Below are 24,464 nucleotides of genomic sequence, written 5' to 3' on the forward strand. Positions count from 1 at the left end.
CCCTATCGCTCGATCGTGCCGTCGCGGCGGATTTTCTTTTGCAGCAAGAGAATGCCGTAAAGAAGCGCCTCGGCGGTCGGAGGGCAGCCGGGGACGTAGACGTCCACCGGCAGGATGCGATCGCAGCCGCGCACCACCGAATAGGAATAGTGATAATAGCCGCCCCCATTGGCGCAGGAGCCCATGGAGATGACATAGCGCGGCTCGGGCATCTGGTCATAGACCTTGCGCAGAGCGGGCGCCATCTTGTTGGTCAGCGTGCCAGCGACGATCAGAACGTCGGACTGGCGCGGCGAAGCGCGCGGCGCAGTACCGAAGCGCTCGATATCGTAACGCGGCATCGACATCTGCATCATCTCAACGGCGCAGCATGCCAAACCGGTCTGCATCCACATCAGCGAGCCGGTGCGTGCCCAGGTGATGAGCTGCGACACGGTGGTGACGAGAAAGCCCTTGTCGGCCAGCTCGTTGTTCACACCAACAAAGAACGGATCGTCGGCGCCAACGGGCTTGCCGGTTGCCGGATCGAGAGCGCCGGTGGGACGGGAGGTCACCAGCGTCGCGTTGGAGGGGCTCAATCCCATTCCAGAGCTCCTTTGCGCCATTCATAAATAAAGCCGACGGTCAGCACGCCGAGGAAGGCCATGACCGACCAGAAGCCGAACCAGCCAATATCGTGGAACGCCACGGCCCAGGGGAAGAGGAACGCCACTTCGAGATCGAAAATGATGAAGAGAATCGACACCAGATAGAATCGGACATCGACCTTCATGCGCGCATCGTCGAAAGCATCGAAACCGGCTTCGAAGGCCGAGAGCTTTTCCGGATCCGGCCGGCGATATGCCACCAACCACGGCGCGACCAGAAGCGCGCCGCCGATTACGGCAGCAAGTCCGATAAAGAGAAGGATTGGCAGGTAATTGCTGAGCAAGTCAGTCATGCGGCAGCCTAAGGTTCGAGCCGGTCGGAGGGTCCCGGCGATCCGCGAGGCGAGCAAGCAATTGGGGCGAGCCGACCACCGCGTCAGTTGATGGCTAGGGCTTAGACCTTCCCCTAAATGGTTTCAAGGGAAAGAAAATATGACCTGAAAAATCATATATCTAAGCCGCATGGCTGTGAAAGCTTATGGCTATAGAGAGATGAGTTTGGCGTAAATATTGGCGTGCGCAATGCGAATTTTGAAACGCGCGCCAAGCACAAGTGCCGCTCAATGTGCCGTGAATAAACGAAAACGGCGAGTCGATACCGACTCGCCGCTCGCAAAGATTGAGGGATGACGGGCTGACCCGCCAGCCAAATCTTAGAAGTGGTAGAACACGCCGACGGTTGCCTTGGCCGACTCGAAGAACGAGTCGGGGCCGACAGCCGAGAAGTCGCCCTGACCAACGAGTTCACCGCGGACGGTGATCGCATCGGTCACTGCGAATTCAACGCCACCACCGAGCTGGTAGACGCCTTCGGAACCGCCACCAGCGGTCGAAACGCCAACGCCACCGATGGCGTAGACGAGAGCGGCGTCGGTCACGACAGCACCAGCGCGCACGTTGGCGAAGAATTCGCCGCCGGAGTTGACGCTGTTCCAGGTGTAGTCGCCGGTGACTTCAACGCCGAGCAGGAACGGATCGACGGGGATGAAGTTCACGCCGACGGCAGCACCGATGACGCCGTAGGTGGAGCTAACGGTGTGGTTGGCATAGTCATTGGTGCCAGTCCACTGACCACCGGCGCGAGCACCGATGTAGAGGCCTTCCCAATCAAAACCGGCAGCCTCATAGATCGGCTGGGGAGTGGTCGGGATGATCAGGTCCGCTGCCGAGGCGGCGGCGGTACCGAGAGCGGCGATCGACACGCCGATAAGCAGAGAACGAAGAGTCATTTGAAGCCCTCGAAGATTTTCGTTGGTAACTCACGATAACCTGACAGAGGCACAGACGGCCCGCAATGGGTGCGGCCATCACATCGCCCAAACCGTGTCGGCTTTTCGACAAGTGTAGCCAATCCACAACACCGGTCGCCGCTCGCGTTAAGACGCTGGTAATAAACGCAAACGGCGAACCGGATACCGGTTCGCCGCCTGGGTTTGCAAGATTAGTCCGCAACGGCCTGAGCCGTCGCGAATAAAATCGTCTTAGAAGTGGTAGAAAACGCCAACAGTTGCCTTGGCCGTTTCGAAGAACGGATCAGCAGCGCCATTGTTGGAGAAGTCGCCCTGACCAACGAGTTCACCGCGAACGGTGATCGCATCGGTCACTGCGAATTCAACACCACCACCGAGCTGGTAGACGCTTTCGGTCGCGTTGTTGGAGGTCGAAACGCCGACACCGCCGAGGGCATAGACGAGAACCGAGTCGGTCACGACAGCGCCAGCGCGGAGGTTCGCGAAGAATTCACCCGAAGACGTCTGGTTGTTGCCCCAGAGGTAGTCAGCAGTGACTTCAGCGCCGAGCAGGAACGGGTCGGCCGGCAGGAAGTTCACGCCGACAACGCCACCGACAACACCGTAGGTGGTGTTGTTGGCCTGGTTGGCATACTGCTGACCAGCAGTGTTACCAACGAACTGGCCGCCAGCGCGGACACCAGCATAGAGGCCGGACCAGTCGAAGCCAGCAGATTCATAGATCGGCTGAGGAGTGGTCGGGATGATAAGATCGGCAGCCTGAGCGCCACCAACCATGAGTGCAGCGGCAGCAACGCCGAGCGAGAGAGAACGTACAAACATATCTTGCACTCCCATAGAGTTAACCGTAGTCGACCGGACTAATGACTCAAGGGAGAAAAAGAGGCAACCCCGCGCCAACACATATTGGGCGGTGCAGATAAGTTTTAATGACCAAAACCACCGAGTGTTGCCTTTACGCCTCGGAATTGGTCCACTTTGATACAAATTGACGCATTCGGCCTTGGATCAGCGTCCTAAATTGTGATCGGACACCAGCCCAAATGTGGCTGTTGAACGGCAAGCTGCCACATTGTTGCCCGAAATGCAAATGGCCCCGCAACAATTGCGGGGCCATCTTCGGGAGATTCGGCCGGATTCGCCGATTTCGTGGGCGAATCGTGTCTGGAAAGCGGTCAGAAGTGAAAAGCGGCGCTATTTCAAAAATGAAAAGCGGCGCCGACCGTGAACTGATCTTTGGGATTGCCGCCATTGAGCGGGAAACCGTGAAGGTATTGTGCCCGAACCGAGACATTGTCGGTGACGGCCAGTTCGACACCGCCGCCAAGCAGGGCGTCATCTTCCTCGGGCACGCCGAGATCGATGCCGTAACCACCAGCCGCGTAGACCACGACATTATCGGAAACGACGAGACCCGCGCGGCCGAGGATCTGGCCATAGCTGGTATTGTTATTGCCGCCGGTAATGCCCTGCACCGCAACTTCGGCACCGAGGAGGTAGAAGTCGAACTGGGCATTCACGCCAGCCATGACGCCGGCACCATATTGCATGCCGCCGACATCGCTATTCTGGATGCCGCCATAGACACCGGTATAGAAGCCGTTCCAGTCAAAGCCGGCAGCTTGCTCATAGACCGGCAATTCGGCCGGCGTGCTCGTGGGCACGGTAATCAAATCGGCAGCGAACGCCGAGCCCGACATCAGGGCTGTGGCGAGCGTTGCCAGGGCGATCTTGTGAGACGAGCGCATCGCGTTTCTCCTTAGCACTACGACCAGCAGGTGAGCGGAAAACGGGAGAATGATCCCAGCGTTCCACTGCTGCTCTTCATGACCGCCGGGCGATGCAGATGTGCAACACCAGAGATTTGCGGCCGAGGGCGAAGATTGCCAGCCAATCCGGCCACACCCCGTCCATTGCGGGGCCAAAACAAGGCACCGGGCCGCCGTTGCCCAAGGGCCACACCGGGCTCAGGCGGCGGGGAGTTCTCCGACCAGTACCGGCTCGGTGCGATAGACGTCCGGGAACAGTTCCTCCAGGGCCGCGATCTTGGGAAGATCGTTCCGCACGATGTAGGGCCAGGTCGGGTTGAGCGTCAGGAAATCCTGATGGTACTGCTCGGCCGGGTAGAAGGCTTCGAAGGGCTCAAGCGTGGTGACGATCGGGCCCGCGAAAAGCTTGGCGGCGTCCAGCTGGGCGATATAGGCCTTGGCGACGGCAGCCTGATCCTCGTTTACGGGGAAAATCGTCGAGCGATATTGCGTGCCGCGGTCCGGGCCCTGGAAATTGAGCTGGGTCGGATTGTGGGCAACGGAAAAGAAAATCTGCAGCAGCTTGCCGAAGGTGACGATCCGCGGGTCATAAGTCACCTGCACCGTCTCGGCGTGACCGGTGTCTCCCCTGGTCGTCCGGTCATAGGTAGCGGTATCGGCGGCCCCGCCGGAATAGCCCGACACCGCATTAGTGACACCCTTCACGCGCTGGAACACGCCCTGCACGCCCCAGAAGCAACCGCCCGCGAATACGGCGACGGCGGAGGCGGCTGAATCAACCAGGTCCTTGTCGGGCGGCGGGATGACCACCGGCTCTTCCTGGGCAAGGACCACGCCGGGTCTTGCCGCAAAGCCGAGAAGTGACAAGGCAGCAATTCCGCCAAGCAGGCTGCGGCGCGAGAACGCAAAATCGGGAAAACGTGGCAACATTGGAGCACCTTCCTGCTGGCCATTCTACCAGCAGATACGGCGGCCGCATCCAATCGGTTACACACAAAGAAGAGAGCAACAAAAAAGGCGCCCGATGGGCGCCTTGGGTGGCCACCCCTAGAAAAAGGGTGGCGCGAGAGACGGGGCTCGAACCCGCGACCTCCGGCGTGACAGGCCGGCGCTCTAACCAACTGAGCTACTCCCGCATCGGCGAACCGCTTGGCCCGCTGAACGTGACGCTGATGTACCCAGCGCCCCTCTTTAAGTCAAGCGCCCCTTTCCGCATCCGGCATAAAAACTTCACAGAGGCGTCCGAGGCTGTGGAAAACTATTATGCATCAAGTCACAAGCCGCGTTCTCTCAACAAAAACACGAGCATGCGCGCTCCCGAAGGGCATCGGTCGGGGCGTCTATGGCTGAGATGGAAGAAGGTTGCGGTTTTCGCCGGTGGCATTGGGAGCCTGCGGCGTCTGACTTTCCGTTTCGTCCTCTCCGACGGGGCGGAGACAGCGCGGAAACGGAAACTGGTGGGCGATGACGGACTCGAACCGCCGACATTCTCGGTGTAAACGAGACGCTCTACCAACTGAGCTAATCGCCCGTCCGGCACAATGGCCTGGAACGGCGCTCTGATTAGGGCCCCTGCCCTCACCCGTCAACAGGCAATTTGCCGATGGGCGCGCGGGACTGTGGGAAGCGGGTGGGCATTTGTGTTCCGCGGGGGCTGCGGCACACTGAAGACGGCATCGGGCATACTGGCAAAACCACTCGATTTTGCTCATTGCTGCGTCTGTCCCGGCAATCCATCTCGCGGAGGCCTGCCATCCTGCGGATAAAATGGACCACCGGGACACGGCCGGTGGTGACGATGGGGAGGGATGCGTGGCGTGCGCGCGGCTCCGGCTGCCCTGCCCCAGCCAAAACAAAACGGCCCCAGCGAGTGCTCGGGGCCGTTTGTTTGAAAGCGCTAAAAGCGGTGCTTTTAGTTGATCGCGTCCTTCAGGCCCTTGCCGGGCTTGAACTTGGCCTGATTGGAGGCCGGAATCTGGATCTCTGCGCCGGTGGCCGGGTTACGGCCAGTCGATGCCTTGCGCTGCGACACGGCGAACGTGCCGAAACCAACGAGACGAACTTCGTCGCCCGACTTAAGGGCGGCGGTGATTGCTTCGAACACTGCGTCAACCGCCTCAGCGGCCTGAGCCTTGGTGATCGTAGCCTTGTCGGCAACGACGCCAACCAGATCGTTCTTGTTCATTGCGTATCCTCACAGTGAATGCCCGCCCTCGCTGGCGAAGCTTGGTGGCGGCAACCCTTGGTCGATTCTAGCTGAAGCGCAAGAGTTTCCGCCGTTTTGGCGAGGTCGAACGGTACGGGAATGTTAATGACGCGGAAATTCGGGACCGACAAGGCCGAAGTATCAGGTTTTCCGGCCTTTCCACCATCATTCCGCCGGGTTTTTTGCAGTGGCGGGTCCCCTTCGGATGCCGAGTATGAGCGGCAGGGCGAGACAATAGATGCCAATGGCCACAATCCAGATCATTCCGGGCCAGTCGTGGCGCACCGAAGCGTAGATGGCGCTGAACAGCAGCGGACCGAAAACCGAGGCAAGGCTGACGATGCTGGCGAGCACGCCTTGAAGCTGTCCCTGGCGGTCGGAATCGACTTGCTGGGTGGTCAGCGATTGCAGCGCGGGCATGCCAATGCCGCCCAGGGCAAAGAGCGGCGCCATGGCGAAAAGCAGCCAGCCGTGGCCGGCAAAGGCGAGGGTGAGCATGGCGCCGGCTTCAAAGGCCATGCCGACAATCAGCGCCCAGCGCTCGCCGAGCCAGGCGACGGCGGGGCCCGTAAGAAAAGCCTGTGCCAGTGCATGGAACACGCCGAAAGCGCCGAGCGACAGGCCGATGGTGAAACCTGAAAAGGCGAACTGATCTTCGCTGAACTGCGCCCAGGCCGTGCCATAGACCGTGCCGACAAAATTCATGATCAGGAAGATGGCCATCAGCGGCACCAAGGCCTTGAAATTAAAGGCCCAGGCGAGTGGCTTGAAGGGATTGAGGGTTTCCCAGGTGAAGCGCGCATCGGCTTTGCCGGGCCTCGATTCGGGGAGGACGAACAGCGCCAGGGCGAAATTGATACCGTTGAGCACGGCCGCGGCGAGGAATGGGGCATGCAGCCACCAATCGCCAAGGATGCCGCCGATGACAGGGCCAATGATGAAGCCGACGCCGAACATGGCGTGGAACAGACCGAAGCGCTGGGCGCGCTCTTCTTCGGCGGTGATGTCGGTGATGTAGGCCGTCGCAACCGCCATGTTGGCGCTGGTGACGCCGGCGATGGCGCGGCCGATGACCAGCATCCACAGATGCGGGGCGAAGGCCATGATGAGGTAGTCGATGGCGGCGCCGGCAAGTGATACCAGCAGGACCGGGCGCCGCCCGAAGCGATCGCTGAGGACGCCGAGAATCGGCGAAAACAGGAACTGGCAGGCCGAATAGAGCGCCAGCATGATGCCGAGCAGAATCGAAATATCCGAGGTATGCCCGACGTCGCGCAAAAGAGCGGGGAGAATCGGAAAGATCAAGCCGATGCCCACGGCATCGAGCATGACGGCGGCGAGGATGACGACGAGGGCCTTGTTCAAGGGAATGCTCCTGTTAGCTCACCAGCCGGTAAAGGGAGGTAGGGTGTTCACGGAGCCGTTACAACCCCAGCTTCCTATGAAGGACGGTGCTGACAGAATTCGACAGGAGGGGGATATCCCCACCTAACCTCCCCCTGGCAGAGGGAGGGACTGGCCGGTGGTTTAGGCGGTCGCGAGCTTGGGTTGTCTTACTGTGGCAAAGAGTGGCGTTGCGAGGAGGTAGAGCGCGGCGCCGACAATCCAGACGGTGCCGATCCAGATGCTCCTGGTGGAAAAGAAGATCGCGGTGGTCAGGACCGGGCCGATAATGCCGGCGAGGCTCATGAGGCTGGCGAGAACGCCTTGCAACTGGCCTTGCTGTTCATCGCTGACGCGGCTGGTGAGCAGCGACTGAAGTGCGGGCATGGCGACACCGCCGAGGGCGAAGAGCGGGGCGACGGCGTAGCCCATCCAGCTTTGATAGGCGAAGGCCATGAGGGTGTAGGCGAGGGTATCGAAGGCGACGCCGATCATCAGAGTGCCGAGATCGCCAAAGCGTTTCGTCAGTGGGCCTACGAGGAAGGCTTGCGCAAGGGCGCCGCTGACGCCGAAGACGGACAGCGAAATCCCCATATGGACCGAATCCCAGCCGAAACGCTCGGCGCCGTAGAGCACCCAGATTGTGCCGGGAACGGCGGCGATCAGGCCAAAGACCACGGAGACAATGACCATGGGCAGCAGGGGTTTGAAGTTCCAGAGCCAGACCAGTGGCGCGAGTGGGTTGAGCTGTTTCCAGTCGAAGATACCGTCGGCGGCCTTGCGGCTTTCGGGGAGCACGAAGAGGGCAACGGCGAGATTGAGGCCGTTAAACAGCGCGGCGATCAGAAAAGGCGAGCGGAGCCACCAGGCCCCCATAACGCCACCGATCACGGGACCTATGATAAAACCCATGCTCATGACGGCGCCGATAAGACCGAAGCGCTGGGCGCGCTGATCGGGCGGCGTGATGTCGGTGATGTAGGCGGATGCAACCGCCATGTTGGCGCTGGTGATGCCAGCCATGGCGCGGCCGACAACGAGGACCCAGCCGAGCGGGGTCAATGCCATGACGAGGTAGTCGATCAGCGTTCCGGCGAGGGACAGCAGCAGGACCGGGCGGCGACCGAAGCGATCGCTAAGCGCGCCAAGTATGGGCGAGAAGATGAACTGCATGACGGCGTAGACGGCGAGCATAGCGCCATAGAGGAAGCCGATATCGCCGCCTTCGGTGAGTTGGGTCAGCAGCTCGGGCAGGATGGGGAAAATCAGGCCGGCGCCAATCGCATCTATGGCGACGGTCGCGAGAATGACGATCAAGGCCTTGTTCATAAGGACCTCCAGAGGTACTTTATCGATGATAAGTTAATTTATCAGCGATAAGCTCCCTTATCATTGATAAGTCAAGAGGGTTTTGCGCATGGCGATTGATCGTGGCCGTATTGTCGATGAGGCCATGGCCTTGCTGAATGAGGTGGGTATCGACAAGCTGACGACGCGAAAGCTAGCGGAACGGCTGGGGGTGCAGCAGCCGGCGCTCTACTGGCACTTTCGGAACAAGTCGGCCTTGCTCGATGCGATGAACAGCGAAATGCTGGTGCGCTATCACACGCATCGCCTGCCCTCGCCCGGCGAGGATTGGGTGGATTTCACCTATGCGACCTCGCGCAGCATGCGGAGAACATTGCTGGCTGTGCGTGATGGGGCGCGGATCGCGGCGGGAACGCGGCCATCGACGACCGATTTTGCGGATGCCGAGCTACAGCTGAAATTTTATGTCGATGCAGGGTTTTCGCCTGAGGAGGCGCTGCACATTTCGATTTCCATGGCACGCTATGTGGTGGGCTATGTGCTCGAGGAACAAGGCGAGCGCGAGCGGATGGAGGAAGAGGTTGGCCAGGACGGCGATCTCGACGCCGAACTGGCGCCATTTCCGATTCTCGCCGAGGCGTTTCGCTCGCTGGAGAAGGATGGATCGATCAACACCGAACAGGCGTTTGAGCGGGGGTTGCGGTATATGGTGGAAGGTATGCGGTTGAGCCTGGCCGCCAAGTGACGGCGTAAGACCTCGATTGTCACCCCGGGCTTGACCCGGGGCCCATCTCCAAATCTCAGGATGGGTCCCGGCCTTCGCCGGGATGACATACAGTGGGTTGCCGGAACTCAACATGAGCCCAAACAAAAACGGCGGCCCGGGGGCCGCCGTTTTCAGTTCATTGGGTCGATCAGTGCGTGACGCTTGCGGTGGAATCGTCGGTGGCCGGGTCGGTCTTGGCGACAGCCGGGGCTTCATCGAAATTCCATTCGATGGCTTCGGGCTTGCGCACCAGGGCACGTTCGATGACTTGGTCCATGCGGCTGACGGGCACGATTTCCATGCCTTCCTTGACGATATCCGGGATCTCGGCGAGATCCCTCACGTTCTCTTCGGGGATCAGCACGGTCTTGATGCCGCCGCGGAGGGCTGCGAGCAGCTTCTCCTTGAGGCCACCGATGGGAAGCACCCTGCCCCGCAGCGTGATTTCGCCGGTCATGGCGACATCATTGCGGACCGGAATGCCGGTCATCACGGAGACGATGGCAGTCGCAAGACCGATGCCGGCCGACGGACCATCCTTGGGCGTTGCGCCTTCAGGCAGGTGGACGTGAATGTCTCGCGTATCGAACATCGGCGGCTTGATGCCGAAGTCGATCGAGCGGGAGCGGACATAGGCCGTGGCCGCCGTCAGCGATTCCTTCATCACTTCCTTGATGTTACCGGTAACGGTCATGCGACCCTTGCCCGGCGTCATCACGCCTTCGATCGTCAGCAGTTCGCCACCAACCGAAGTCCAGGCAAGACCCGTCACCAGGCCAACCTGCGATTCGGCTTCGATTTCGCCATGCGTGAAGATCGAGGCGCCGAGATATTTGGCGAGACGTTCTTCGTCGATGGTGATCGACTTGGTCTTGGTGCGGACGATGTCCGTCACGGCTTTGCGCATCAGCTTGGAGATTTCGCGCTTGAGGTTGCGGACGCCGGCTTCGCGGGTATAGCCGCGAATGACCTTCATCAGCATCTCGTCGCTGAGCACGAACTCGCCATGGGCGACGCCGTTTTCCTTGGCGGCTTCCGGGATCAGGTGCTGCTTGGCGATCGCGTGCTTCTCCTCTTCGGTGTAACCCGAGAGGCGAATGATCTCCATGCGGTCCATCAGCGGGCCGGGGATGTTCAGCGTGTTCGACGTGGTCACGAACATCACATCCGAAAGGTCATAGTCGACCTCAAGGTAGTGATCTGCGAACGTATTGTTCTGTTCGGGATCGAGCACTTCGAGCAGAGCCGAAGACGGATCGCCGCGGAAGTCCTGGCCCATCTTGTCGATTTCATCGAGCAGGAAGAGCGGGTTGGATTTACCCACCTTCTTCAGCGACTGGATGATCTTGCCGGGCATGGAGCCGATATAGGTGCGGCGGTGACCGCGGATTTCGGCTTCGTCACGGACGCCACCGAGCGCCATGCGCACGAATTCGCGGCCGGTCGCCTTGGCAATCGACTTGCCGAGCGAGGTCTTGCCGACACCCGGAGGGCCGACGAGGCAGAGGATCGGGCCCTTGAGCGTGCCGGTACGCGCCTGCACAGCCAGGTATTCAAGGATGCGTTCCTTGACCTTTTCGAGGCCATAGTGGTCTTCGTCCAGCACCTTTTCGGCCAGAGCCAGATCACGCTTGACCTTGGTCTTCTTGCCCCATGGGAGGCCTAGAAGCGTATCAAGGTAGTTACGCACGACGGTGGCTTCAGCCGACATCGGGCTCATGCCCTTGAGCTTTTTGACTTCGCCGTCGGCCTTGGCCCGCGCTTCCTTGGAAAGCTTGGTCTTGGCGATGCGCTCTTCCAGTTCGGTGATCTCGTTGGCGCCGTCTTCGCCGTCGCCGAGTTCCTTCTGGATCGCCTTCATCTGCTCGTTGAGATAGTACTCGCGTTGCGTCTTCTCCATCTGGCGCTTGACGCGCGAGCGGATGCGCTTTTCCACCTGCAGCACGCCGATCTCGCCTTCCATCAGGCCAATCACCTTCTGGAAGCGCTCGATGACCGAAATGGTCGACAGCAGGTCTTCCTTTTCCGGGATCTTGATGACGAGGTGGCTGGCAATGGTATCGGCGAGCTTGGACGGGCTCTCGATCTGACCGACCGCAGCCACGACCTCTGCCGAGATCTTCTTGTTCAGCTTGACGTAGTTTTCGAATTCGCTCTGAGCGGAGCGCGCCAGAGCTTCAAGCTCGATCGCGTCTTCTTCGGGCTCGGGGAGCGGGCTCGCTTCGGCTTCGAAATATTCTTCCGTCTGCAGATAATTGTCGATGGTCGCGCGGCTGAGGCCTTCCACCAGCACCTTCACGGTGCCATCGGGGAGTTTCAGAAGCTGGAGCACAGTCGCGATGGTGCCGGTGCCATAGATCTGGTCCGGAGCGGGATCATCGTCCTGCGCATTCTTCTGGGTCACGACAAGAATGTGCTTGTCGTCGCGCATGACCTCTTCAAGAGCCTTGACCGACTTTTCGCGACCGACAAACAGCGGCACGATCATTCCGGGGAAGACCACGATGTCGCGCAGGGGAAGAACCGGGTAAACCCGGTCCCGGCTTGCTTCGCCGGTGGGATTGACGTCCGACATCATATTTCCTTTCCGGGGCGCGCCGGGAGGAATTGGAGTAGCGCGCCCGTATTGCGACTGCCCAATCCTGAAAGGCTGGGCGATTCAGGTTAATAAATAGGGTGGACGGCCCCCGCCGCAAGTCAATCATTGCGGTTTTGTGACCTATTGCACCACTTCGCACAGGAGGCATGCGCCTTAAGGCAGGAACAGGCGTGTGCCTTGGATACAAAGGGGAATCTGTCTTTTGCTCATTCGGCAGCGCTGTCGCACCCTATAGATTGGGTATGACAGGAAGCTGTGCCATGCTCGGCATCCGTCTATGCCCCGAAAGAGGACCGAAAAAATGGTAACGAAACCCAAACGGATCGACATTCTGGGTGTGGCGACGGCCTCTGGAGCGTCCGTTCGCGGCTGCGGCATGGGGCCGGAGGCGTTGCGCGTGGCGGGGCTGCTTGAGGCGCTGGTCGATCTTGAGCACGCAGTCGCCGACCATGGCGACCTTCGACGGGTGTATCCGCAAATCAGCACCAATCCTTCGAGCTGGCGATTGCCCGAAGAGCGCAAGGCCGACGTGCTCGATCTGGCGGCGCGGACAAGCCAGGCGGGCTGCGACATTCTCGCTGACGGGAACTTTCCGCTTTTTCTCGGCGGGGATCATTCCATTGCCATCGGGACGCTATCGGCGGTTTCGCGTTACAGCGCGGCAAAGGGCAAGCCGGTGCATGTGCTTTGGGTCGATGCGCATGCCGACTACAACACACCCGATACGTCTCCATCGGGCAATCTCCACGGCATGCCGCTGGCGCTCCTTTGCGGTGAGCCGGGATTTGACGATAGTTTCAGGGCCGATTGGCTTGGCAATATCGAGCCGCGCAATGTGACGATCTTTGGCGCCCGCTCGGTCGATCGCGAGGAACGCAAGCTGCTGCAGGCGCGCGGCGTCGATGTGATCGACATGCGCAAGATCGATCAGGTGGGCGTGGTTGGGCTGATGCAGCCGATCATCGAGCGGGCGAAGGCGGCAAATGCCCATCTGCACGTGAGCTTTGACGTGGATGTGGTTGATCCCGCCATAGCGCCGGGTGGTGGCACGCTGGTGCCGGGTGGGCTCACCTATCGGGAGGCGCATCTGATCATGGAAATGCTGCATGACAGCGGCGTCGTCGGCTCGCTGGATATTGTGGAGCTCAATCCGTTCCTGGATCACGGGGGCAAGAGCGCGACGCTGCTGGTGGACCTGGTCGCGAGCCTCTTCGGGTGCTCAATCATGGGGGAAGAGCCGGGGCCGGTGGAGTTTGTGACGGGCGAGGATTAGGGGCGGCCTTCTTCTCCCCTCACATGTTCTCCCGCGTCATTCCCGCGAAAGCGGGAATCTCCCTTCGCCGGAAACAGAGATTCCCGCTTTCGCGGGAATGACGCCGAGCGGGACGTGAGCCAAAGCAAGCCTCAGAGCGCCCAAAACAAAAACGCCGGGTCGTGGGACCCGGCGTTTTGATTTCGGCTCAATGTCGCATCAAGCGGACGCGGGTTCTTCGTCTTTCTGGCGCTCGGCGTAGATGTAGAGCGGACGGACGTCCTTGCCCTTCACCACTTCTTCCGAGATCACAACTTCTTCCACGCCTTCGAGCGAGGGCAGGTCGTACATGGTGTCGAGGAGGATCGCTTCCATGATCGAGCGGAGGCCGCGGGCGCCGGTCTTGCGCTCGATGGCCTTCTCGGCGATCGCCTTGAGGGCGTCTTCGTGGAAGGTCAGTTCGACTTCTTCCATCTGGAAGAGGCGCTGGTACTGACGAACGAGAGCGTTCTTCGGGGCCGTAAGAATTTCGATCAGAGCCGGAATGTCGAGGTCTTCGAGGGTCGCGAGGACCGGGAGACGACCGATGAATTCCGGGATCAGGCCGAAGCGCACCAGATCCTCCGGGGCAACGTCCTTGAGCAGTTCGCCGACGCGACGATCCTGCGGATCCTTGACGGTGGCCGAGAAGCCGATGCCGGAGCCTTCACCGCGAGCCGAAATGATCTTCTCGAGGCCAGCGAAAGCGCCACCGCAGATGAAGAGGATGTTGGTCGTATCGACCTGCAGGAATTCCTGCTGCGGATGCTTGCGGCCGCCCTGCGGAGGCACGGAGGCAACGGTGCCTTCCATGATCTTGAGCAGGGCCTGCTGCACGCCTTCGCCCGACACGTCACGGGTTATGGACGGATTGTCCGACTTGCGGGAAATCTTGTCGACTTCGTCGATATAGACGATGCCGCGCTGGGCCTTTTCGACATTGTAGTCGGCAGACTGCAGCAGCTTGAGGATGATGTTTTCGACGTCTTCACCGACATAACCGGCTTCGGTCAGGGTCGTGGCGTCAGCCATGGTAAAGGGCACGTCGAGAATGCGTGCGAGCGTCTGCGCGAGCAGGGTCTTGCCCGAGCCCGTGGGGCCGATCAGCAGAATGTTGGACTTGGAAAGCTCCACATCCTGATTCTTGGTCGCGTGGTGCAGGCGCTTGTAGTGGTTGTGGACAGCCACGGAAAGGACGCGCTTGGCGCGACCCTGGCCGATGACATAATCGTCCAGCACCTTGCAGATATCGGCAGGTGTTGGCACGCCATCGGAGGACTTGACCATGGAGGTCTTGTTCTCTTCGCGGATGATGTCCATGCACAGTTCGACGCATTCATCGCAGATGAACACGGTCGGCCCGGCGATCAGCTTGCGAACCTCATGCTGCGACTTGCCGCAGAACGAGCAGTACAGCGTGTTCTTGGAGGTTTCGCCGTTCGTTGTCTCTTTGGACATCTAGTCACTCCCGGGGACTTTTGGCCCCCAAAATCAGCGTTATCGGAAACCGTAACGCCGAAGACATAAAGAAAGTCTAAGCCGAAACGACCTTAAAGGCCGTTCCGGCTGTGTGCAATTGCCTGGGGATCACAGTCCACGGCGCATCAGCAATGTGCTTAACGCTGACCAAATCAGGCAGACGCCTCAGGGATAGCGCGCTTTTCGTGGATGGTATCAATCAGACCGAAGGTCTTGGCTTCTTCGGGGCTGAGGAAGCGATCGCGCTCAAGAGCGTTCTCGATTTCCTCGTAGGTACGGCCCGTGTGCTTCTCATAAATCTGATTAAGACGACGCTTCAAACCCTCGACTTCCTTGGCATGAATCAGGATGTCGGTGACCTGACCCTGGAAGCCGCCGGAAGGCTGGTGGACCATGACGCGCGAATTCGGCAGCGAGGTGCGCATGCCCTTTTCGCCGGCTGCGAGAAGCAGCGAACCCATGGATGCAGCCTGGCCCATGACCATGGTGGCCACGGCCGGACGGATGAACTGCATAGTGTCGTAAATGGAAAGGCCAGCCGTCACCACGCCGCCGGGCGAGTTGATGTACATGGCGATTTCCTTCTTCGGGTTCTCTGATTCGAGAAACAGAAGCTGAGCGACGATGAGCGAGGCCATATTGTCCTCGACCACACCGGTCACGAAGATGATGCGCTCGCGCAGCAGGCGCGAATAGATGTCGAAAGCGCGTTCGCCTCGGTTCGACTGCTCGACCACCATGGGAACGAGCGTGTTCATGTAAAGATCGTGCGGATCCCGCATATTTTGCCCCTTGGCCCCCGTCGGCGTCGCGCGGACGGCAGGCTTAGTTGGTTGGCCTACGTCCCCTGCCCCGAACGCGCACATGGCAAGGCAGAAACGCAGGTGAATTTCGAATCGGCGCGACTGGCCGATTGCAGCTATGCCGCCTTAACGGGCGGTAAAGGCACAAATAGGCGGCAATGGGGCCAGCTTCAATAGACCGCCCCCCACGCAATGACACTAAGGTGAATGCCGCGTTCGGGAATCACGCGAATGAGACGGTAACGCCCTTCTTCTTGAAATAGGCCTGCATGAGCTTGCGGCCCTGACGGTTGGGCTGGGCGAGCTTGGCAGTCTCGAACACCGCTTCCTTGGCGCCTTCCTTGGCCATGGCAGCCTTGAGCGCTGCAATGTGCAGGTCGATGTCTTCATTGTCGTTCTTGATCGAGGCGTAGATGGCGTCGATCGCTGCGGAAACGGTGATATCGCTCACGTGCGGATTTCCTTCGTCGCGTTTGGCGCTCTCAAGACATCATTGGGCCGATCTTGCCAAGCATTTTCGGCGCGAATTTGATGTGGCAGGGACAGGCGAAGCCCAGCGCCCACCCCTGCCCGTGGTGCAAAACCTCATCCAGGCCTGAATTCGGGACGCGGCTCGCCGGTTTTGCTGTGGCGGTCGTTTTCGTAGAGCGCCCGAATCTGGATGCGGCAATAGGCAGCGATGGGATCATCGGAAAAGAGCATTTTTGCTTCGTCCATGTCCCTTGCCTCGATCAGCACCACGCCGCCGACAACTTCCTTGGCTTCGGCAAAGGGGCCGTCGGTTTCGGTAAGGCGGACCGGGCGGCGATCGATCACCTGTTCGGTGGCGACATCGACTAAAGGGGAGGCGATGAGCAGATGACCGCCGGCGCGTAGTTTCTGATCATGCTCGATGGTCGCGTCGTCGAGGCGGCGCTTTTCCTCGGGCGAGACTCCGGCGAAAGCGTCGGGGGCGAAATAGAAAAGACAGAGGAATTTCATATTCGGTCTCCGTGGTTGGACAGGGACGCGACGAATGCAGGTTCACAGGCTCGACTATTTTTCTGAGCTTTTTTTCGTGGACCCGCCAGAGGCATTTGCAGAGCCTGTGACACCGCCTAAGGTGGGACAAAAGAAGCCCTACGGACGACCATGGCCGCTATTATCCAAGTCAAGCCGATCACCGACGTTCCCGACATTCGCCGCGCCAGCGCCGGACCGCGCGACCCGAGGTTTTTTCAAAACCCTTACACCTTTTATGCCGAGCGGCATGCGAACGGTCCGGCCTTTTTCTGGGAGCAATATGGGCATTGGTGTTTTGCCGGCTTCAAGGAGGTTTCGGCGCTGTTGCGCGACAAGCGCTTTGGGCGCGAAATCCTGCATGTGGCGACGCGCGAGGAGATCGGCTTACCCGAGCCAAAGCCGCATGTGGCCGATTTTGACCTGACCGAAAAGCACTCGCTGCTGAACCTCGAGCCGCCGGGCCATACGCGGCTGCGCATGCTGGTCAATCGCGCTTTCGTATCGCGGCAGGTGGAGCAATTGCGGCCGCGGATTCGACAATTGGCCAACGAGATTATCGACGGGTTCGAGGGCGCGGAGAGCGTTGACCTGATCAAGGCGTTCGCGGCGCCCCTACCCGCTGTGATCATTGCCGAAATGATCGGCCTGCCGGCCGAGGCGGCGCCGCAATTGCTCAATTGGTCCAACCGCATGGTCACCATGTACATGTATGGCGTGACCTATGAGGCCGAGCTCGACGCCAACAAGGCTTCGGCCGATTTCATGACTTATCTGCGCGACGTGATCGCCGAGCGCCGCCGGGTGCCGCGCGAAGATCTGCTCACCCATATGCTGACGGCCGAACAGGGCGGCGAAAAGCTGAGCGACGACGAGGTCATGTCCACCGCGATCCTGCTGCTCAATGCCGGGCATGAGGCGACGGTGCATACGACCGGCAATGGGGTGAAATCGATTCTCGAAAGCGGGCTCGATCCCCAAACGCTGTTTGCGACGCCCGAACAGGCTGCGGCGACCGTTGAAGAGTGTTTGCGCTTCGATGCGCCGCTGCATCTTTTTACGCGCTATGCACTGATGGATATGGAGGTCGAGGGCATTTCGCTGCGCAAGGGCGATGTCGTCGGCTTGATGCTGGGGGCGGCCAATCGCGATCCCAGCCGATTTGCCGATGCCGGACGGTTTGATCCGTTCAGGACCGATAGCGCCAATGTCAGCTTTGGCGCGGGCATTCATTTCTGCATCGGCGCGCCGCTGGCGCGGATCGAATTGCAGGAGGCCATGTCGGTGCTGTTCCAGCGGCTGCCGAAGCTACGCCTCGCCGAGCAGCCGCTTTACAATGATGTGTTCCACTTCCATGGGCTAGAAAAGCTCATGGTACGCTGGGACTAGGACCAACCGACATTCAGCTGATGCTGGTCTGCAAATGGCAGTTTTCTGCGCTCCCGGTGCTCACGTACCCAAACGTACGTTCCGCCATAGCCCTGCGAGCGTAGCTCTCCGGGCGTTCTTCGCGGCAAAGGTCCACTGGACCTTTGCCAAGGCGCTCATCACTTCTCGAGAACCGCCATTTTCGCCTCAGCCTGAGCTGAATGGCGATCAGTCCTAAAGCGCCGCCAAGACGCCGGGCAGGAGTGGTGGAATATCTTCGCTGATCATGCCCGGTCCGCCGAAGCGATTGGCGGCTTCGGCGTGGAGCCAGGCGCCGGCACAGGCGGCGTCAAAGCCGCTCATGCCCTGGGCCAGGAGGCCCCCGATGATGCCGGCGAGCACATCGCCGGATCCGGCAGTGCCGAGCCAGTTGGGGGCATTGGCATTGATCGCGGCGCGGCCATCAGGCGCGGCGATGACGGTGTCGCTGCCCTTGAGCAGGATAATGGCACCAGAATGCTGGGCGGCGGCGCGGGCGCGTTCGAGCTTGCCGCCGGGCACATTGCCGAAAAGGCGCAGGAATTCGCCCTCGTGGGGGGTGAGCACGACGGGCCGATCGGCATTGGCCTTGATGGCAGCGAAGAGGGTTTCGCTCTCGCTGGCAAAACTCGTGATGCCGTCGGCGTCGAGCACGGTGGCAGCGCCGGAGGCAAGCGTCGCCAGCACCTTGTCTCGCGTCGCCTGGCCGATGCCGGCGGCGGGGCCGAGGACGACGGAATTCACCCGCTTGTCGCCGAGAAGATCGGTGAGTTCGCCGGCATTTTCGGCTGGCTTGAGCATGATGGCTGTTACGTGAGCAGCGTGAACGCGTAACGCCGATGTTTCGCCTGCGAGGGATACGACCCCTGCCCCGACGCGAAAGGCGCCGTGTGCGGCGAGGCGGGCGCCGCCGGTTTCAAACTCGCTGCCGGAGACGACGATGACGTGGCCACGATCATATTTGTGGCCGTCGGCCATGGACTGGGGCATGGCCCAGAGCTCGCGCGTGTTCTGCCAGGCTTTTGGGCTGATGCGGTCGAGAACCGAGTCCGGAATGCCGATATCGGCAAGAACCACTTCGCCGCAATGCTGGCGGCCGGGCAACAGTACATGGCCGGGTTTCAGCCGGAAAAAGGTGATGGTCATATCGGCGATCATGGCGATGCCACGCACGGCACCGCTGGCGCCGTCGATGCCGCTGGGCACATCGACGCTGACGACCGGAAGGGTCGAATTGTTGACCGTGGTGATGATGTCGGCGATGGCGCCCTCGACATCACGATCAAGCCCGGCGCCGAGAATGGCATCGACGACAAGATCGGCGTCCTCGATGTCCTTTTTGTTCGGCGCATCGATGCGGCCGGTCCATTGTTCGGCGGCCACGAGCGCATCACCGCGGAGGGCCTCGCGTTCGCCGAGAAGCCGCACCTGCACCGGCCAGCCGCGCTGCTGCAACAGGCGGGCGACGATGAATCCATCGCCACCATTGTTGCCCGTACCACAAAGGACGAGCACGGAGCGCTGGTAGTAGCGCTCGATAATGGCCTCGGCCACCGCTTTGCCGGCGGCCTCCATCAGGCGGAAGGACCGGACGCCGCCCTCAATGGCGAAACGATCGGCCAGGGCCATTTCCTGAGGCGTGAGAAGGGCATCGGTATGGGCCATGAGTGCCTCGCTGCGAGTCAGTGCTCTTTGTCTTTTAGCCGGTTGGACCGAAAATTGGACAAAGAAACGGCGCGGCGCGCGAATAGACGACGAAAAACGCCGCCCGGCCTTTTGGGCCTCACGGAGACACGAGTAACGGGCGGCCATTGATTCTTCCGAACTATTGTAGAGCGAACCAAAGGCCGCCCGTCACGGATCCGGAGTTTGTGGCGGGTCCGGTTCAGGCGCTACCGCCCGGCCCTGCGTAGGGGCCGCGTGACTGGCGGAATGGGGAGATAATCGCATGAGATCTTGGGGGCGGGGATAAGATGGATAAGCGGTGTAGATTTGGTGTGGCCGTTGGCCGAAATGAGGCGCAAGGCCTTCATCGCGCGACGACCGGATCCGTCAAGCCATTCAGCCTGATCTGGTTCAACTCGGCGACGGAGAAGACGCCGGCCTTGTAGAGCCGGATGTATTCCTCGGACACACTGGAGCCAAACACGAGGACGTCATCGGTGTTGACCGTGACGATGACGCCGGCGTCGTAAAGTGCCCTAATTGGATGGTTCGCGATGCTATCGACCCGGCCAAGCATGACGTTGGACGTCGGACAGATGTTGAGCCGAATTTGATGGTCCGCGAGGAAGCGCATGACCGCGGGCGATTCCGCTGCTGCAATGCCATGCTGCACTTCATCGAGCCCCAATTCTTCGACCGCCTGCCAAACGTCGTCCGCGGTTCCCCATTCTCCCACATGAGCCTTGAGCCGAAGGCCTTTTGCGAGGGCCGCTCTATAGATGGGCTTGAACACACCGATGGGTTGAGCCAGTTCGTCTGCATAGAGGTCGATACTTCGATAGGAGCCTGCCTCCAGCAACGGCTCAGTCCAACTTATGAGGGCGTCGATCGGGCAATGCCGAGATAGTCCCAGTTGGGCGATCCATTCGATTTCAGGTGCCACGCGCTCGTGGATTTCCCGCATGGCCTCCGTGAGTGCCAGGGCGTCCCCATTCCAAAGGGTCAGTGCCCAAACATCTTCCCCGGCTTCAAGGCGCGTAACGCCGTCATCTTTGGCCTGCACGAATGTTGCTTCGAGGGCCAGCATTCGTCCGGCGGCGCCAGGAAAGGCCTCGCCGATCCGATTGGCACTTACCCATTCGTGCATCTCGTCCATGGAGGCCAAAACGCGATCGAGCGGAACAACGTCGATGCCCGTCCTCTCACGGACAAAGCTGCGGCTTCCACCGAGGGTTGCATGCGTATGAAGTTCGCTTTTGGGACACGCAATGAGAGCTTCGCGGTCGTGATTGGCGAGTGCGGCTTCAAATGTCATGACTGTCCCCGCTGGTATGCCGGGCGAGAACAGCATCGCGGTCGCCGACAAGTCAATGACTGCTTCTTGGGATGGCCCAAGTCCGGGGCAAGCAACCGCATCGGGCGTAGTGCTGCTGCGAGGACGCATGACTATGGCAGTTCTCGACCCCATTGCGGTCGCTTCGCTGCTCTGATGTTTCGCCCCATTAGCCGCCGTGGCGTCATTCAGAATTATATCTCACGCTAAGGCCAAAATTACCCTTGAGCCGAACCTTAGGTCATACCTTACAACGACCAGGAAGGGAGTTTGAGATGGATGAGCGTCGTTCAGAAATTCGACTGACAGCATCTGAATGCGCTCGGCGCACGGGCTTGAGTGTCCGGACCCTGCGCATTTACGAACGACATGGCCTGATCAGTCCGCCCCGCACCGGGAAGGACTGGCGTGTCTACGGTGCTAACGAGCTGGCACGGCTCAACGAAATACTGGCTTTGAAAGCGCTTGGCCTCAGCCTGTCGCGTATCGCCGACCTTCTAGATGGAAAGTCAACGGACCTGGGACGGACGCTCGCCATTCAACGGGAAGCTTTAGAAGGCGTTCTTAAACGGGCACATCGCGGCCTCGCGATGATTGGAGCGCTTCAAGACAAGCTTGCCGGGGGCGCGCCCCTCACGCTCATAGATCTCACGAACCTGGCGAAGGAGAGTAGTATGGTAGAACCCACCGAAGACGCGGTAGCTTGGCGGCGATATGAACAGAACCGACCGCGCACCGAAGTGCCGGTCGATCACTCCGTCTACGAAGATTACGCCGGCTGCTATCAGCTGAAGGACGGCCCATATTACATCGTCACCGCTAAAGATGGACGACTTTTTACTAGGGTGGTGGGTCAATCGGACATCGAGATATTCCCAGAAAGCGAGACTGAGTTTTTCATGAAGGCGCTGCCTGTACAGGTGACCTTCGCTCGCGACGCGGATGGTTTGGTCAATAGCCTCACACACCACCAAAACGGCGTAGAAATCCCAGCTGGTCGGGTTGATCCCCAAACCGCCAGGGGAGCCGAAGAGGAACTTCTTGCCCGCATCCATGACAAGGTTCCCTTTGCAAACAGCAAGGCCATTATCCAGCGCATTGTTGCCGAGCATGTTCGAGGTGAACCGGACTATGACGGCATGGCCCCGGCCCTGGCCGCGCTTGCCCGTCAACAAAGCGAGATCGTTCTGGCTGAACTGGCAAGAGCGGGCGACCTGATCGACATATCCTTCAAGGGCGTCTCACAGGCCGGTTGGGACGTCTATGAAGTTTGTTTCACCAACACCAATATGGAGTGGAGCTTCTTTCTAGGGGCTGACGGCAAAGTTGAAGGGCTCTTTTTCAGACCGACTCCGTAACAGCTATGAGCTGCAAGGTAGTCGTTATCGCCTGCGGGACGCCGAGGTTGCCGTAGGGTGCGGCGCGCGGGAGCCGGCTCGTCGCATTTCGGATGTTACCAGCACCGCAAATAAAAAGGGCCCCGGAGGGCCCTTTTCTTTTCGCTCCTCAGGCGCTTAGGCCGAGTAGTACATTTCGTATTCGACCGGATGCGGGGTCATTTCGACGCGGAGGACTTCCTGCATCTTCAGTTCGATGTAGGCATCGATGAAATCGTCGTCCATGACGCCGCCGACCTTGAGGAAGTCGCGGTTCTTGTCGAGGTTTTCCAGCGCTTCGCGGAGCGAGCCGGAAACGGTCGGGATTTCCTTGAGTTCGTCCTTGGGCAGCTCATAGAGATCCTTGTCCATCGGCTCGCCGGGGTGGATCTTGTTCTTGATGCCGTCGAGGCCGGCCATCAGCAGCGCGGTGTAGGCCAGGTACGGGTTGGCCAGCGGATCGGGGAAGCGAACTTCGACGCGCTTCGCCTTGGGGGACTGGCCGAAGGGGATACGGCAGGAAGCCGAACGGTTACGGGCCGAATAGGCCAGGAGAACCGGAGCTTCGAAACCGGGCACCAGACGCTTGTAGGAGTTGGTGGTCGGGTTGGTGAAGGCGTTGATCGCCTTGGCATGCTTGATGACGCCGCCGATGTACCAGAGGCATTCCATCGAGAGGCCAGCATACTGGTCACCAGCGAAGAGCGGCTTGCCGTCCTTCCAGATCGACATGTGGCAGTGCATGCCCGAGCCATTGTCGCCATAGACGGGCTTGGGCAGGAAGGTTGCGGTCTTGCCATAGGCATTGGCAACCTGCTGGACGGCATACTTGTAGATCAGCACGTCGTCGGCCGAGGCGATCATCTGCTTGTACTTGAGGCCAAGCTCGTGCTGGGCGGAAGCCACTTCGTGGTGGTGCTTCTCGATGATGACGCCCATCTGGCCCATGGCTTCGAGCATTTCGCCGCGCATGTCCTGCGCGCTATCAAGCGGAGGAACCGGGAAGTAGCCCTTCTTGATGCCGATGTGGTGACCATTGTTGCCGGATTCGTAGTCGGCATCGTTGTTGGTCGGGAGTTCGGAAGAATCGACCTGGAAACCGACCTTGTAGGTGGTGGTCGAGTACTTCACGTCGTCGAAAATGAAGAATTCGGGCTCGGGACCGAAGACGACGGTGTCGCCGACACCGGTCGACTTGACGAGCGCTTCAGCCTTCTTGGCGATCGAACGGGGATCGCGGTTGTAGGGCTGGTAGGTTGCCGGCTCGAGAATGTCGCAGTTGATGGCGAGGGTCGAGGCGGCGAAGAACGGGTCGATATAGGCCGAGTTCGGATCGGGCATCAGCACCATGTCGGACTCGTTGATGGCCTTCCAGCCAGCAATCGAGGAACCGTCGAACATCACGCCATCTTCAAACATATCGGCGTCGACGACGGACGCATCCATCGTGACGTGCTGCAGCTTGCCGCGCAGGTCGGTGAAACGCACGTCGAGATACTTGATGTTCTCGTCTTTCATGCGCTGGATAATGTCTGCTCCGGTAGTCATCAGGTCTTCCCCTGTAAACGAACTGCTTTGTTGCTGGATTTATGGCGCGACGCTTAGAGCGCGTCGTCGCCGAATTCGCCGGTACGGATACGGATGGCTTGTTCGATCGAATAAACGAAAATCTTGCCATCGCCGATGCGGCCGGTTTGCGCGGCATTGCGGATCGCCTCGATCGCCTTTTCGGCGAGTTCGTCGGGGCAAACCACCTCGACCTTCACCTTGGGAAGGAAATCGACGACATATTCCGCGCCACGATAGAGCTCCGTGTGCCCCTTCTGGCGGCCAAAGCCTTTGGCCTCGGTCACGGTGATGCCCTGCAGGCCAACTTCCTGCAGTGCCTCTTTGACTTCGTCGAGCTTAAAGGGCTTTACGATAGCCTCGATTTTTTTCAACTGTGCCTCCACTGAGCGTCTTAGGCCGTTACCGCCAACCTGTATGCACGGGCCATGCCAGCGTGCCAAAGCATGGAAAACATTAACCGTTGCATGGACTTGGCAAAGCCGGGCGGGGTATGGTCGGGCGGTCACGATAGCACGATTGATCGTTTTTCGCGCTTGCTGCATATTTTTTATGCAGACAATTGCTGCTTTCGGGCATTCCTTGCGCCATAGCTGACCAAAATCTCACCATATGCT

The 24,464-nt window shown here is 60.0% G+C and carries 22 protein-coding genes and 2 tRNA genes; 4 read left to right on the top strand and 20 right to left on the bottom strand.

All coding sequences use genetic code 11. From position 1 onward, the window contains the following. Positions 1–2: 2 nt before the first annotated feature. The 11 genes from ASD83_RS03545 to tet(30) form a co-directional block, all read right to left on the bottom strand. Entirely contained in the window at positions 3–584 is a 582-nt protein-coding gene (locus ASD83_RS03545) for a NuoB/complex I 20 kDa subunit family protein (RefSeq protein ID WP_056308002.1), read from the bottom strand. Beyond that, positions 575–940 carry an NADH-quinone oxidoreductase subunit A gene (locus tag ASD83_RS03550; RefSeq protein ID WP_056308005.1) on the bottom strand — a complete coding sequence of 122 codons (366 nt, stop codon included), beginning with the start codon at positions 938–940 and terminating at the stop codon, positions 575–577. The genes ASD83_RS03545 and ASD83_RS03550 overlap by 10 nt, the downstream gene beginning before the upstream one ends. 360 nt (positions 941–1,300) lie before the next feature. Beyond that, the gene (locus tag ASD83_RS03555) at positions 1,301–1,876 is read right to left on the bottom strand and encodes an outer membrane protein (RefSeq protein ID WP_056308006.1); all 576 of its coding nucleotides are present in this window, start codon (positions 1,874–1,876) and stop codon (positions 1,301–1,303) included. Positions 1,877–2,128: 252 nt separating this feature from the next. Continuing rightward, on the bottom strand, positions 2,129–2,719 hold the full coding sequence (locus ASD83_RS03560) for an outer membrane protein (protein WP_056308009.1): 591 nt from the start codon (positions 2,717–2,719) through the stop codon (positions 2,129–2,131). A gap of 377 nt (positions 2,720–3,096) precedes the next feature. Then, the gene (locus tag ASD83_RS03565) at positions 3,097–3,645 is read right to left on the bottom strand and encodes an outer membrane protein (protein WP_056308011.1); all 549 of its coding nucleotides are present in this window, start codon (positions 3,643–3,645) and stop codon (positions 3,097–3,099) included. Positions 3,646–3,864: 219 nt separating this feature from the next. Then, positions 3,865–4,596, bottom strand: coding sequence for a peptide-methionine (S)-S-oxide reductase MsrA (gene msrA / locus ASD83_RS03570; protein ID WP_056308013.1), 732 nt, complete (start codon positions 4,594–4,596; stop codon positions 3,865–3,867). A gap of 129 nt (positions 4,597–4,725) precedes the next feature. Next, a tRNA-Asp gene (locus ASD83_RS03575) sits at positions 4,726–4,802 on the bottom strand. A gap of 319 nt (positions 4,803–5,121) precedes the next feature. Then, a tRNA-Val gene (locus ASD83_RS03580) sits at positions 5,122–5,197 on the bottom strand. 381 nt (positions 5,198–5,578) lie between these two features. After that, on the bottom strand, positions 5,579–5,851 hold the full coding sequence (locus tag ASD83_RS03585; protein WP_035079006.1) for an HU family DNA-binding protein: 273 nt from the start codon (positions 5,849–5,851) through the stop codon (positions 5,579–5,581). A gap of 186 nt (positions 5,852–6,037) precedes the next feature. After that, positions 6,038–7,243, bottom strand: a complete 1,206-nt coding sequence (gene tet / locus ASD83_RS03590; protein WP_413813487.1) for a Tet(A)/Tet(B)/Tet(C) family tetracycline efflux MFS transporter — start codon at positions 7,241–7,243, stop codon at positions 6,038–6,040. Between the two features lie 156 nt (positions 7,244–7,399). Beyond that, a complete protein-coding gene (tet(30), locus tag ASD83_RS03595; RefSeq protein WP_082560932.1) occupies positions 7,400–8,584 on the bottom strand; it encodes a tetracycline efflux MFS transporter Tet(30) in 1,185 nt (394 codons plus the stop codon). Positions 8,585–8,672: 88 nt separating this feature from the next. Here tet(30) and ASD83_RS03600 point away from each other — a divergent pair, with 88 nt between their 5' ends. Next, positions 8,673–9,308 (top strand): TetR/AcrR family transcriptional regulator C-terminal domain-containing protein, encoded by a 636-nt coding sequence (locus ASD83_RS03600; protein WP_056308017.1) that lies wholly within the window; start codon positions 8,673–8,675, stop codon positions 9,306–9,308. 169 nt (positions 9,309–9,477) lie between these two features. On the opposite strand, the gene lon is transcribed toward ASD83_RS03600, so the two are convergent. Beyond that, positions 9,478–11,907: an endopeptidase La gene (gene lon / locus ASD83_RS03605; RefSeq protein WP_413813479.1), complete on the bottom strand. Its 2,430-nt coding sequence runs from the start codon at positions 11,905–11,907 to the stop codon at positions 9,478–9,480. A gap of 322 nt (positions 11,908–12,229) precedes the next feature. On the opposite strand from lon, the gene rocF reads away from it, so the two are divergent. Next, a complete protein-coding gene (gene rocF, locus ASD83_RS03610; protein ID WP_056308019.1) occupies positions 12,230–13,201 on the top strand; it encodes an arginase in 972 nt (323 codons plus the stop codon). Between the two features lie 198 nt (positions 13,202–13,399). Here the strand turns inward: rocF and clpX are convergent, their stop codons facing one another. The 4 genes from clpX to ASD83_RS03630 all read right to left on the bottom strand — a co-directional run bounded on the left by clpX (position 13,400) and on the right by ASD83_RS03630 (position 16,482). Then, complete coding sequence (clpX, locus tag ASD83_RS03615; RefSeq protein WP_056308021.1) at positions 13,400–14,677, bottom strand: ATP-dependent Clp protease ATP-binding subunit ClpX; 1,278 nt, start codon at positions 14,675–14,677, stop codon at positions 13,400–13,402. Between the two features lie 173 nt (positions 14,678–14,850). Next, positions 14,851–15,480, bottom strand: coding sequence for an ATP-dependent Clp protease proteolytic subunit (locus ASD83_RS03620; protein ID WP_056308023.1), 630 nt, complete (start codon positions 15,478–15,480; stop codon positions 14,851–14,853). Between the two features lie 244 nt (positions 15,481–15,724). Next, entirely contained in the window at positions 15,725–15,952 is a 228-nt protein-coding gene (locus ASD83_RS03625; RefSeq protein WP_056308025.1) for a hypothetical protein, read from the bottom strand. Positions 15,953–16,086: 134 nt separating this feature from the next. Then, on the bottom strand, positions 16,087–16,482 hold the full coding sequence (locus ASD83_RS03630) for a YciI family protein (RefSeq protein ID WP_056308027.1): 396 nt from the start codon (positions 16,480–16,482) through the stop codon (positions 16,087–16,089). A gap of 150 nt (positions 16,483–16,632) precedes the next feature. On the opposite strand from ASD83_RS03630, the gene ASD83_RS03635 reads away from it, so the two are divergent. Continuing rightward, the gene (locus ASD83_RS03635; RefSeq protein WP_056308029.1) at positions 16,633–17,889 is read left to right on the top strand and encodes a cytochrome P450; all 1,257 of its coding nucleotides are present in this window, start codon (positions 16,633–16,635) and stop codon (positions 17,887–17,889) included. Between the two features lie 213 nt (positions 17,890–18,102). On the opposite strand, the gene ASD83_RS03640 is transcribed toward ASD83_RS03635, so the two are convergent. Together ASD83_RS03640 and ASD83_RS03645 are read right to left on the bottom strand one after the other, a co-directional pair. Further along, positions 18,103–19,572, bottom strand: a complete 1,470-nt coding sequence (locus tag ASD83_RS03640; protein ID WP_056308031.1) for a bifunctional ADP-dependent NAD(P)H-hydrate dehydratase/NAD(P)H-hydrate epimerase — start codon at positions 19,570–19,572, stop codon at positions 18,103–18,105. A 364-nt stretch (positions 19,573–19,936) separates the two neighbouring features. Continuing rightward, a complete protein-coding gene (locus tag ASD83_RS03645) occupies positions 19,937–21,016 on the bottom strand; it encodes a hypothetical protein (RefSeq protein WP_200946447.1) in 1,080 nt (359 codons plus the stop codon). A 164-nt stretch (positions 21,017–21,180) separates the two neighbouring features. Here ASD83_RS03645 and ASD83_RS03650 point away from each other — a divergent pair, with 164 nt between their 5' ends. Further along, positions 21,181–22,263, top strand: a complete 1,083-nt coding sequence (locus ASD83_RS03650; RefSeq protein ID WP_056308036.1) for a MerR family transcriptional regulator — start codon at positions 21,181–21,183, stop codon at positions 22,261–22,263. Between the two features lie 156 nt (positions 22,264–22,419). Here ASD83_RS03650 and glnA read toward each other — a convergent pair whose 3' ends face one another. Together glnA and ASD83_RS03660 are read right to left on the bottom strand one after the other, a co-directional pair. Beyond that, entirely contained in the window at positions 22,420–23,829 is a 1,410-nt protein-coding gene (gene glnA, locus ASD83_RS03655) for a type I glutamate--ammonia ligase (protein ID WP_056308038.1), read from the bottom strand. A gap of 53 nt (positions 23,830–23,882) precedes the next feature. Next, a complete protein-coding gene (locus ASD83_RS03660) occupies positions 23,883–24,221 on the bottom strand; it encodes a P-II family nitrogen regulator (protein ID WP_035079039.1) in 339 nt (112 codons plus the stop codon). Between the last annotated feature and the right edge of the window lie 243 nt (positions 24,222–24,464).

This window comes from Devosia sp. Root685, assembly GCF_001427875.1.
GTDB lineage: Bacteria > Pseudomonadota > Alphaproteobacteria > Rhizobiales > Devosiaceae > Devosia.

Bases quoted from the DNA above. Each gene is read 5' to 3' on its own strand.
- lon (WP_413813479.1), bottom strand. From the start codon at position 11,907: ATGATGTCGGACGTCAATCCCACCGGCGAAGCAAGCCGGGACCGGGTT.
- glnA (WP_056308038.1), bottom strand. From the start codon at position 23,829: ATGACTACCGGAGCAGACATTATCCAGCGCATGAAAGACGAGAACATC.
- ASD83_RS03560 (WP_056308009.1), bottom strand. From the start codon at position 2,719: ATGTTTGTACGTTCTCTCTCGCTCGGCGTTGCTGCCGCTGCACTCATG.
- ASD83_RS03640 (WP_056308031.1), bottom strand. From the start codon at position 19,572: ATGGCCCATACCGATGCCCTTCTCACGCCTCAGGAAATGGCCCTGGCC.
- ASD83_RS03585 (WP_035079006.1), bottom strand. From the start codon at position 5,851: ATGAACAAGAACGATCTGGTTGGCGTCGTTGCCGACAAGGCTACGATC.
- ASD83_RS03620 (WP_056308023.1), bottom strand. From the start codon at position 15,480: ATGCGGGATCCGCACGATCTTTACATGAACACGCTCGTTCCCATGGTG.
- ASD83_RS03545 (WP_056308002.1), bottom strand. From the start codon at position 584: ATGGGATTGAGCCCCTCCAACGCGACGCTGGTGACCTCCCGTCCCACC.
- rocF (WP_056308019.1), top strand. From the start codon at position 12,230: ATGGTAACGAAACCCAAACGGATCGACATTCTGGGTGTGGCGACGGCC.
- ASD83_RS03550 (WP_056308005.1), bottom strand. From the start codon at position 940: ATGACTGACTTGCTCAGCAATTACCTGCCAATCCTTCTCTTTATCGGA.
- clpX (WP_056308021.1), bottom strand. From the start codon at position 14,677: ATGTCCAAAGAGACAACGAACGGCGAAACCTCCAAGAACACGCTGTAC.
- ASD83_RS03630 (WP_056308027.1), bottom strand. From the start codon at position 16,482: ATGAAATTCCTCTGTCTTTTCTATTTCGCCCCCGACGCTTTCGCCGGA.
- ASD83_RS03635 (WP_056308029.1), top strand. From the start codon at position 16,633: ATGGCCGCTATTATCCAAGTCAAGCCGATCACCGACGTTCCCGACATT.
- msrA (WP_056308013.1), bottom strand. From the start codon at position 4,596: ATGTTGCCACGTTTTCCCGATTTTGCGTTCTCGCGCCGCAGCCTGCTT.
- ASD83_RS03600 (WP_056308017.1), top strand. From the start codon at position 8,673: ATGGCGATTGATCGTGGCCGTATTGTCGATGAGGCCATGGCCTTGCTG.
- ASD83_RS03650 (WP_056308036.1), top strand. From the start codon at position 21,181: ATGGATGAGCGTCGTTCAGAAATTCGACTGACAGCATCTGAATGCGCT.
- ASD83_RS03555 (WP_056308006.1), bottom strand. From the start codon at position 1,876: ATGACTCTTCGTTCTCTGCTTATCGGCGTGTCGATCGCCGCTCTCGGT.
- ASD83_RS03645 (WP_200946447.1), bottom strand. From the start codon at position 21,016: ATGCGTCCTCGCAGCAGCACTACGCCCGATGCGGTTGCTTGCCCCGGA.
- ASD83_RS03565 (WP_056308011.1), bottom strand. From the start codon at position 3,645: ATGCGCTCGTCTCACAAGATCGCCCTGGCAACGCTCGCCACAGCCCTG.